The sequence below is a fragment of the Synechococcus sp. R8-2 genome (assembly GCF_047461715.1).
Taxonomy (GTDB): Bacteria; Cyanobacteriota; Cyanobacteriia; order Thermostichales; family Thermostichaceae; genus Thermostichus.
In genome coordinates, this window is the sequence record NZ_JANSHQ010000037.1 from 1 (window position 1) to 9,684 (window position 9,684).

Here is a 9,684-nt window from a genome sequence, read left to right on the forward strand (position 1 = left end):
GCCAGGATCTGCGCCCCCACGGAAGCGCGGTAATTGACGATGGGATCCGGCAAGACCACCACCGCCGGCTTTTCCGCCGGATCCTCCACCAAAAAGAGCTGGTAGCGACTGCCCACCTGCTCTTTGAGCTTCTCCACCAGCAGGGGTACCACCACCTCCGCCTCCTGGCGCAGGTTGCCCTTAAAAATCGCCCCTTCCCCATAGGGGACGGTCTCGGTGACGAAGAAGGTATCGAGGCCGAAAATAGACTGAATGGCCTGCAGATCCTCAGCCGAGATCCGCTGCAGAACCGCAGGCGCTTCCAAAGGCGCCTCCCCTGCCGAAGGGGCTTCCCCCTGCTCTTCCAGACGAGCCAACTGCTCGCGACGGGCCTGCAGCTCCTGTTGGGCCAACTGGCGGGTCTTGCGCCCCACAGCAATGTAAAGCCCTGTAAAGACCAACAGCAACACCAGGAAGCCTGCAAAATTGAGGTAGATCCCCAGCAGCAGCAGCCCCAGGAAAACCACCCACGGCAACAAGAGCAGGGATCCCTGTAACCACACCCAAACGGCTAAGGATCCCCGCCGACGGGCTCTCCAGAAGCCCCAACCCAAAAAGGCCAGCGTTCCCAGCAAAAAGAGCGGCGTAATCTCAGCGGCAATGTTCATGGCTGACCTATGAGGCTGTACGGGTACCAAGCTGAGGGCAAGACGGCTCAAGCAGAAACAGCCGTTCCTTCAAAACGGGGCTCCGGCTGCTCCCACAGGTAGAAGCCAGCTTTCCGAGGTTTCAGGAGGAACAGCCGCAAAAACTGATAGAAGTTATCCAAGTAGAGGGGCAGCTTGCGCAAACCCTTGAAGGGGCCGGATCCCCGGGCAATCTCCCTCAGCTTAGCGTTGTTGGCCACGCACTTTTGCAGCCGCCGCACAAACTCAGGGTTTTCCACATCCAACACCACCGGGAACACCTTGGCCGCCTCGCGGTTGGTCTTGTAGATTACCTCCATGTCATAAGTATGGGGATCCAAGCCGATGAGGCGGTAGAAATCGGGGCGCTCTCCCACATCGTTGAGGTACATAGTGGCGAACACCGACAGCAAGAAGAAGCGGCACCACAGCTTGGCCACCCATCCCTTGAGCAGCCGCGGCTGGCTCAGAAGCATGAGCGCAAAGAAATCGCCGTGGCGGTTCTCGTCCTGGCACCAGTTCTTGAAGAAGTTGAAGATCGGGTAAACGCGATCCTCGGGGTGGGCCTCCAGGTGGCGGTAGATGAGAATGTAGCGCCAGTAGCCAATCTTCTCCGAGAGATAGGTGGCATAGAAGATGAAACGCGGCGCGAAATAGGTGTAAGACTTGTGCTTAGTGAGAAAGCTCAGGTCGAAGGCCATGTTGAAGTCGCCCATAGCCCGGTTCAGAAAGCCGGCATGGCGGGCCTCATCGCGGCTCATCAGGGCAAAGCACTCGGCCAAAACGGGGTTGGTCTCTTTTAGCTTGCGCGACAGCTCCTTGTAGAGGAGAAAACCGGAGAACTCGGCTGTACAGGAGCGCTCCAAGAACTCCACAAACAACCGGCGCGCCTGCGGATCCAGGCGGCTTTCCCAGTCTTGGTTGAACTCCTCACCCCGGACGAAGTGATGGCGGTTGTAGTCGGCGCGAAACTCCTGCAGGATGGCCCGGAAATCGGCCTCTCGATCCCCTAAGCCCATTTTGCCGATGGCCTCGAAATCGGTGGTGTAGAAGCGCGGCGTCAGGATGGTCTCGGTGGGCACTCGCGCTTGAGTTTGAGCAGCTTGCAAACTGGGACTCATAGTGATTTAAAGCGGATGAAAAGGCCAGGTATACTCTCGCAGTTTACCAGCCTCTCTGGCCGTCGTGGGGATAAGAAGTGTTACCGGCAGGCTCTGAGAGATCCTTAAGACTCCACTGCCAGCGGCTGGGATCGCAAGGGATCCGTCAGCTCGCTGCCCTCCTCCGAAGGCGGGATCACCTGCCAAAACAGAGGCAAATAGGATTCCCAATTTTGCAGAATGCGCTCCGCTTTGGGGGAATGGGTGCGGCGATAGTGCTCTTGGATCAGGCTCTTCAGTTGTGCCTCTGCTGCTGCTGTCTGCACCCGCTGAATGCGCACGATCTCCCCGTTGACCTTGGCGGGGAAGTTGCCCTCCTCATCCAGCACATAGGCCAGGCCGCCGGTCATCCCCGCTCCCAGGTTGCGGCCCACCCGCCCCAGCACCACCACCACCCCACCGGTCATGTACTCGCAGCAGTGGTCGCCGGATCCCTCGATCACCGCCTGCGCTCCCGAGTTGCGCACCGCAAAGCGTTCCCCCGCCTGGCCGTTGGCAAACAGGGATCCGCCCGTGGCCCCGTACAAACAGGTGTTGCCCAGGATTACATTTTCCGCCGGATCGCGGGGCGCCTCAGGGGGAGCCAGGATGACGATCTCGCCGCCACACATGCTCTTGCCCACGTAGTCATTCGCTTCTCCTGTCAGGGTCAGGCGCATCCCCGCCAGTGTAAAAGCGCCAAAGCTCTGGCCGGCGCTGCCGACAAAGCGCAGATCCAACTGCCCCCCCTGTTGGGCGAAGCCGGTATCTCCGTACAAGCGGGCCAAGGTTCCGGCAATGCGCCCGCCCACACAGCGGTCGGTGTTGGCGATAGGGATCTCCACCGTGGCCGTGCCGCAGGTCTCCACCGCCTTCTGCACCTCCGGCTGAGCCAGGATCTGCTCATCCAGCACCGGGCCGTTGGAATGCACCGGCTCATGCTCCAACCAGTCGGGCAGGGTGTTGGGATCAAAACCGGGGGGAGTTCGCAGCAGACACTCCAAGTTCAAGGATGGGGTTTTCTGGAGAACGGCATCGGCCCGCGGACAGAGCAGATCCACCCGTCCAATCACCTCCTTCAGAGAGCGGTAGCCCAGTTGCGCTAAGACTTGGCGCACCTCCTCCGCCACAAAGGTGAAGAAGGTCACCACGTGATCCGGTGTGCCGGGGAAGCGCTTGCGCAACTCCTCCTTCTGGCTGGTCACTCCCACAGGGCAGTTGTTAGTGTGGCACACCCGCGCCATGATGCACCCCTCCGCAATCATGGCCACCGTGCCAAAGCCAAACTCTTCTGCCCCCAGCATGGCCGCCATCACCACTTCCCAACCCGTGCGAATGCCGCCATCCACCCGCAGGATGGAGCGCTGCCGTAGGCCGTTTTCCAGCAGGGTATGATGCACCTCCACCAGGCCCAACTCCCAAGGTGCCCCGGCATGTTTGATGGAGCTCAAGGGGGAAGCCCCTGTGCCCCCTTCATGGCCGGAGATTTGGATGATGTCGGCGTTGGCCTTGGCTACTCCTGCCGCCACCGTGCCGATGCCCACCTCCGCCACCAGCTTCACCGACACCTGTGCCTGGGGGTTCACCTGGTGCAAGTCGAAGATCAACTGCGCCAGATCCTCGATGGAGTAGATGTCGTGGTGGGGCGGCGGCGAGATCAAGGTCACCCCCGGCTTGGAGCGGCGCAGCTTGGCGATGTAGGGGCTGACCTTTTTGCCCGGCAGTTGCCCGCCCTCGCCCGGCTTGGCCCCCTGGGCAATTTTGATCTCAATTTGCCGCGCGTTGAGCAAATACTCCGGTGTCACGCCAAAGCGGCCCGAGGCCACCTGCTTCACCGCCGAGCTGGCGTTGTCCCCCATGCGCAGCCCCTTCAGGTGGGGAAAGCGGGCCGAGGTGCCATCTGGGCCTACATCGGTGATGGGGAGGTATCGTTCCGGATCTTCCCCGCCTTCACCGGAGTTGGACTTGCCGCCGATGCGGTTCATGGCAATGGCCAGGGTCTCGTGGGCCTCGCGGCTGAGGGCCCCCAAGGACATCCCACCTGTGGCAAAGCGTTTGAAAATCTCCGACACCGGTTCCACTTCCTCCAAGGGAATGGGATCCCGGTCGCTGCGGAAATCCAGCAGGTCTCGCAACGCGGTGGGGGTGCGGCTGCGCAGGTGCGCCCTGTAGATCTCATAGTGGGCAGGCTGACCCGATTCGATGGCCTTGTGCAGCAGTTTGGCCATTTCTGGACTGTTGATGTGGTATTCGCCTTTGGGCCGCGCCTGGATAAAGCCAAAGTTCTCCAGCTTTTTCGAGGTGAGTTCGGGAAAGGCCCGCTGGTGATTCACCATGCCCTCGCGGGCCAGATCCGCCAGCGTCATGCCTCCCACCCGCGACACCGTGCCGCGGAAGGCCAGATCGATCACCTCTTGGCTCAGGCCAATGGCCTCGAAAATCTGCGCTCCGTGGTAGCTGGAGAGCAGAGAAATGCCCATTTTGGAAAGAATCTTGAGCAGCCCTGCCTCAATGGCGGCGCGGTACTTCAGTTGCACCTCGGCCAGGGAAAGCTGGGGCAACTTGCCGGCAGCCATCTGGGTTTGCGTCTTGGGCTTGTGCCACCACTGCCGCACAGCTTCATAGGCCAGATAAGGACAAACGGCGCTGGCCCCGTAGCCGATCAAGCAGGCAAAGTGGTGGGTGCTCCAGCATTGGGCAGTCTCCACCACCAGGGAAGCGCGTAGGCGCAGCCCCTCCTGGATGAGGTGATGGTGGATGGCGCCCACCGCCAACAGAGGTGGGATCAGAGCCTGCTCGGCATCAAGGCCGCGATCCGAGAGGATTAAAATCTCAGCTCCCCCCCGCACTGCCTGAGCCGCCTGCTGGCAGAGGGCCCGTACCTGGACCTCCAGTCCTTCTGGGCCGGCAGCCACCGGGTAGAGAATCGGGAGCGTGTGGCAGGGAAAAGGGGTATGCTGCAGAGCGGCCAGCTCCGCTTCGTTGAGCACCGGGCTGCGCAACTGCAACAGGCGGGCATGCTCAGGGCGGATCTCCAGCAGGTTGCCCTTGGATCCCAGATACACATCCAAAGACATCACCAGGCTCTCCCGCAGGGGATCGATGGCAGGGTTGGTGACCTGGGCAAAGCGCTGCTTGAAATAGTCGTAGAGGGGATGAGGCTGGGTGGACAGCACAGCCAGCGGCGCATCATCCCCCATGCTGAAGGTGGGCTCCTTGCCCGTAGCCGCCATCTCCTCGATGATCATCTCCACATCTTCTGAGGAGTACCCGAAGGCGGTTTGGGCTTGTAACAGTTGTTCTTCCGAGAGGTGAGGGGTATTTTCAAAGCCTTGGGTGCTGAGCTGAACGCGATGGGCTTTGAGCCATTCGCCGTAGGGGTGCTGGGCTGCCACCTGGGTTTTGATCTCCCAGTTTTTGCAGATTTGCCCGCTCTGCAGATCCACCGTCAGCATCTGCCCTGGGCCTAGCCGCCCTTTTTCCAAAATGTCGGTCTCCGGCAGAGGAACCACGCCAGCTTCCGAGGCCACCACCAGCAGACCATCGCGGCTGCGAGCGTAGCGGGCTGGGCGCAGGCCATTGCGATCCAACGTGGCCCCGATGGTTTTGCCGTCGCAGAAAACCACCATCGCCGGGCCATCCCAAGGCTCCTGCAGGCCGCCGAAGAACTCGTAGAAATCCACCACTTCCGGGTGATTCTGCAGTTCTGGCTGGTTGCGATAGGCTTCCGGGATCAGCACCATCATCGCCTGCTGAGTGGAGTAGCCCGACTGAATCAACAGCTCAAACACAGCGTCCAGACCTGCTGAGTCGCTGGTGCCCGGGTCAATAATCGGCTTCAGATCCTCGACCGCTGTACCCCAGCGGGGATGGGAAAGGGTTTGTTCGCGGGCGGCCATCCAGTTGACATTGCCCAGGTAGGTGTTGATCTCGCCGTTGTGGCAGAGGTAGCGGAAAGGCTGAGCCAGCGACCAACGCGGCAGGGTATTGGTGCTGAAGCGGCGGTGGTAGGTGGCGTAGGTGGTGGTGTAGAGGGGGTTTTGCAGATCTCGATAAAACTGGCCCAGAACCGACGATTGCACCATGCCTTTGTAAACGACAACCCGGCAGGACAAAGAGGCAAAATACAGAGCATAAAAGCCAAACCGAGCCTCTACCCGCCGCCGAATGCGCCGCCGCAACAGATAGAGCTGCTGCTCTAGCTCGTCTCCTTCCAGCGTGGGATGGGTGAGGAGCATCTGCCAAATGGAGGGCATGGTCTGCCGTGCCATCGGCCCCAGGCAATTGGGATTGACCGGTACCTGCCGCCAAACCACCCGCTGCCAGTCGGTGGTGGTCAAGTACTCATCGATCACCTGCTGCACCGCCTGACACTCAGCAGGATCCTGAGGCAAAAAGACCATCCCCACCGCGCTGTGAGTGGGATCCCAAGCTCGAATTTCTTCCCTCTCTGCCTGCAACAGCGACCAGGGGATTGCCGTTGCAATGCCCGCCCCATCACCGCTCTGGCCGTCGCCGCCACAGCCACCCCGATGTTCCATACAGGTGAGGGCCTGAAGGGTTTTCTGCAAGAGGTCGTGGCTGGCTCTCCCCTGCTGATCCACCAAAAAGCCGACCCCGCAAGCATCCCGCTCTTGAAAGTGCCAGTTTTCCTGCAGGATAGGGGCCGAGACCTGAGAGGGATGGGGATTCATAGGAGTAAAAACAGTTTGGAATAAATCACGCTTTCAGAGGTGGAAAACCAGCATATCGCACTCCAATCCGACAGGAAAAGGGGGGCAGTCTCAAGTCACGGCTGGCTCTTGCCAACAGGGCAACCGTTGGGGCAATCGGATCAGCGAAGTAAAGACAAAAAAGCTCGCCATGAACAGATTTTTCGAGTTTCTTCTGCAGCTTTCCCCGACGGACTGCGGACGATCTGAGAAAGCTAGGGCGAATGCGCCAGCTCACACCGGCTCCGCTCGCTGGCAACTGGCCCTGTGGAGAACTGCGGTAGGGAGACAGCCGTAGGGTATGTCCAGGAAGAGGGCAACCCCACAGATGTACAACAGATGTACAAAGTCAGGCGTGCAACGGTCTATCGCTGGCTGAACCTAGAAGACCTCAGGCCGACAAAAGTCAAGACCCAGAAGCCAAAGATAGACTTGGCCGCCCTGCAGCAAGACATAGGCCAGGATCCAGGAGCTCAATTGTAAGGATAGAGCTCAGAGATTCGGGTCGCGCCAGCGGGACGGAGCCCTTGCCCTATTGACTATACTGGTGGTGCTCTGGGAGCAATGATACTATTACCCTAGATTTTTCGTGTTTCTGAGTAAGCTCATGCTGACTTGCCCAAGCCGTCATTCTTTTAACTTAGATACGACAAGATCCATAATGGAAAGCAGCATTATCGATGCCAGGATTGTCACAGGCAATTTATACCTGAATCTACTCAAAAGATTGTCTCAGAATTCAATATATCCCTAGTTAATAAACTTAAGCGACTTTCCATTGCTGCTATATCTTATGTAAATGAACTACCAGAACTCTGGACAAAATTATGTTAATCACAAATCAACTTATCCTTCCCAAATCATGGAGGTCTACCCGTCAAAAGAGGTACTTTGATCCTGCGATGCGACGAGCTATTGCCATTTGTGCTAGCAGGTTGGAGCTTGAAAGCAGGACGAGCTTCCCAAACTTGTTCAGAATGATTGTTCAGAATGACTGTGTCTCCACATGGGTTGGAGTCAGTGTTGCCGAGAAAAGCCATATCCTTGCTAGATTGAAGTCATGGGATCCCTGACTCTACCCGATAGAACTGAACTTTATGACCGTCCCTCTGATTCACAGCCGTGACGTTCTAGAGAGCCGTCTCAAGGAGATTCCTGCTGAACCCGGCGTATATTTAATGCGAGATGCCACGGATCAGATCCTCTATGTAGGCAAGTCCAAGAAATTGCGCTCTCGAGTGCGATCTTATTTCCGCTTCACCGGCGACCTGTCCCCTCGCATTCAGCGCATGGTAGCTCAGGTTTGCGAGATCGAGTTTATCGTAACCGACAATGAAAGTGAAGCCCTAGCCCTAGAAGACAATCTGATTAAGACCCATCAGCCCCCCTACAATGTTCTTCTCAAGGATGACAAAAAGTATCCCTATTTGTGCATTACCTGGTCAGAGCCTTATCCCCAGCTTTACATCACCCGCCATCGTCGCCTTGATCGGAATCAAGACAAATACTATGGCCCCTACACCGATGTTGGCCTGTTGCGCCATACCCTTGGGTTGGTCAAACGAATTTTTCCCTTGCGCCAACGGCCCAAACCTCTGTACAAAGATCGCACCTGTTTGAACTACGACATTGGGCGCTGCCCCGGGGTATGCCAAGGCTTGATCAGCCCAGAAGAGTATCGCAAAACGCTGACTCAAGTGGCCATGATCTTCCAAGGCCAGACAGATGAGCTGATCCGAGAGCTGCAGGAGAAGATGATCCAGGCCGCCGAACAGGAAAATTACGAGGCAGCCGCACGATATCGGGATCAAATTCGCGGTTTGGAACAATTGGGAGAATCCCAGAAGGTCTCTTTGCCTAACTCTACCGTCAGCCGTGATGCTCTGGCCTTGGCCATGAATGATTCACGAGCCTGCATTCAATTGTTTCAGGTGCGGGCAGGCAAGTTGGTGGGGCGGCTGGGGTTTGTGGCCGAAAACCGCGGTGACGACCCAGGCCTTATCTTGCAGCGGGCTTTACAAGAGCATTATCAATACTGCGATCCGGTGGAAATTCCCTCTGAGATTTTGACCCAGTATGAACTGCCCGATCACGATTTTCTGGAGTCTTGGCTGAGTCAGAAAAAAGGCCGCAAGGTCAGCCTTGTTGCCCCCCAACGGCAGAGCAAAGCCGAGCTGATCGAGTTGGTTGAGCGGAATGCCCAACTGGAGCTAACCCGCACTCAGCGCTTGGCGGATCGGGATGCCGCGGCCTTGGAGCGCTTGGCAGAAGTCTTGGATTTGCCGGATGTGCCCCGCCGTCTAGAAGCCTACGATATTTCCCACATCCAGGGATCCGATGCTGTGGCCAGTCAGGTGGTGTTTATCGATGGCCTGCCTGCCAAACAGCACTACCGCCGCTACAAGATTCGCAACCCTGAGGTGCGCCCCGGTCACTCCGATGATTTTGCCAGCCATGCAGAAGTGGCCCGGCGTCGCTTCAGCAAAATGACCCCTGAGGATCAGCCGGATTTGGTGCTCATCGACGGGGGCAAGGGGCAGTTGTCGGCAGTCATGGCCGTCTTGGCGGATTTGGGGCTGGATCACCTGCCGGTAATTGCCTTGGCCAAACGAGAAGAAGAGATCTTTCTGCCGGGGGATCCCGTGCCCCTGCGGTTGACCGCCCAAGATCCGGCTCGCTTGTTGTTGCAACGCCTGCGAGATGAGGCCCACCGATTTGCTCTCGCCTTTCATCGCCAGCAACGGAAAGCGCGTCAGCATGCCTCTACGCTGGACGAGATCCCCGGCCTAGGCAAGTATCGGCAAAAGCTGCTGATGGAAGAATTTCGGTCGATTGCCCGCATTCAGGTGGCTTCAGAAGACCAGCTGGCCCAGGTGCCCGGCATTGGCCCGAAGATTGCCCGACAGATTTACCGCTACTTTCACCCAGAAACTCAGGCGGGATCCCCGGAGACAGCGCAGGTGGAGTAGTTGAGAATCCGCGCAGGGATCCCTGCTCCCCCAGCACTCGGTGGGGTGATATCCACAGAAGCCTGAGCACCCTTCCTCGCCCGTGATTTTACGGGGTTAGGGGGGAACTTGTAGTGCGGAAAACATCGCTCAAAGCAAAAATGATACATAATCTCAGGGGCAGGCGTTCTTAGTGCCCTAGGTTGTGTTGATCTTTCAT

At 58.1% G+C, this 9,684-nt stretch carries 4 protein-coding genes and 1 pseudogene; 2 read left to right on the forward strand and 3 right to left on the reverse strand.

Annotated features, from left to right (window positions below; all coding sequences use genetic code 11):
* The 3 genes and pseudogenes from NW819_RS00990 to NW819_RS01000 form a co-directional block, all read right to left on the reverse strand.
* Positions 1-647: pseudogene (locus tag NW819_RS00990) on the reverse strand (site-2 protease family protein); the annotation flags it as partial.
* Between the two features lie 47 nt (positions 648-694).
* A complete protein-coding gene (gene acsF / locus NW819_RS00995) occupies positions 695-1,786 on the reverse strand; it encodes a magnesium-protoporphyrin IX monomethyl ester (oxidative) cyclase (protein ID WP_414412625.1) in 1,092 nt (363 codons plus the stop codon).
* A gap of 104 nt (positions 1,787-1,890) precedes the next feature.
* Positions 1,891-6,498: a glutamate synthase-related protein gene (locus NW819_RS01000; RefSeq protein ID WP_414412626.1), complete on the reverse strand. Its 4,608-nt coding sequence runs from the start codon at positions 6,496-6,498 to the stop codon at positions 1,891-1,893.
* A gap of 285 nt (positions 6,499-6,783) precedes the next feature.
* Between NW819_RS01000 and NW819_RS01005 the strand changes: the two genes are divergently transcribed.
* The gene (locus NW819_RS01005; RefSeq protein ID WP_414329292.1) at positions 6,784-6,999 is read left to right on the forward strand and encodes an IS630 transposase-related protein; all 216 of its coding nucleotides are present in this window, start codon (positions 6,784-6,786) and stop codon (positions 6,997-6,999) included.
* Positions 7,000-7,613: 614 nt separating this feature from the next.
* A complete protein-coding gene (uvrC, locus tag NW819_RS01010; protein WP_414412627.1) occupies positions 7,614-9,485 on the forward strand; it encodes an excinuclease ABC subunit UvrC in 1,872 nt (623 codons plus the stop codon).
* Positions 9,486-9,684 lie beyond the last annotated feature (199 nt).